Source organism: Streptomyces sp. NRRL WC-3549, assembly GCF_000721935.1.
Lineage (GTDB): Bacteria > Actinomycetota > Actinomycetes > Streptomycetales > Streptomycetaceae > Streptomyces.
The window spans coordinates 47,703-48,519 of record NZ_KL585384.1 but is presented as its reverse complement, the minus strand read 5'-3'; the positions used below and the strand labels follow the sequence as shown (position 1 = coordinate 48,519).

General features: G+C 69.4%; 1 protein-coding gene. It reads right to left on the bottom strand.

All coding sequences use genetic code 11. The features are described from left to right. Positions 1 to 269: 269 nt before the first annotated feature. Positions 270 to 817: sugar phosphate isomerase/epimerase family protein (locus tag IH13_RS0103555; RefSeq protein ID WP_031080945.1), on the bottom strand; the 548-nt coding region annotated here is incomplete at its 5' end.

Below are 817 nucleotides of genomic sequence, written 5' to 3'. Positions count from 1 at the left end.
GTGTCTGCCGTTCGCGGTGTTCCCCGCGGCGACATGGAAAACAATACCAGGGGTTCGAGGTGCCTTTCACCCGCGTTTCCCGTGGTCAGTGCGGTGCGGGCGGAGGGTGGCGAATTCCGGCGCCGGGGCTGTCACCAAGGGTCGTGGGGCATGCGCACAGGGTGAGGGGCTCCTGGCGGCGGCTCCGGGTTCCTCTCTCCGGCGTCCGCCTCGACGCACCGTCGCTGCGGCTGGGGAGGGCGGGACGGCCGGCCCTCCCCCGACCCGTGTCAGTCGCCGCAGCGGCCCTGGCGCAGGGAGTGCAGGTGTGCGCTGGACTTGCGGGCGAAGGCGAGCGAGTCGGCCGGGCTGTCGTGCTCGGTCTGCCAGTGGTGGTAGGTGCGCCCCTGGGAGGTGCGCTCGGTGACGCGGCTCAGGAAGTTCTTGTAGTCGATGTCCCCGTCGCCGACGTCCGTCATGTCGTAGCCGTCGCGGGCGTTGTCGTTGCGGGTGCCGTCCTTGACGTGGAAGAGGGGGTAGCGGTGGGGCTGCTTGAGTACGTAGTCGATGGGGTTGAAGGGGGCGGGGGTGCCGTCGGCCCGCTTGCCGAAGCGGAACCGGCCGGCGAAGGCCCAGTAGATGTCCATCTCCAGGTAGACCAGGTCGGGGTCGGTCTCGGCTAGCAGGACGTCGTAGAGGCGGACCTTCGGCTTGTCGGTGGCGAAGGAGAACTCCTCGGCGTGGTTGTGCTGGTAGAACTTCATGCCGCGCTTGCGGGCGGCGGCGCCGTAGGTGTTGAAGTCCTCGGCGGCGCGCTTCCACCCGTCCACGGTGGAGC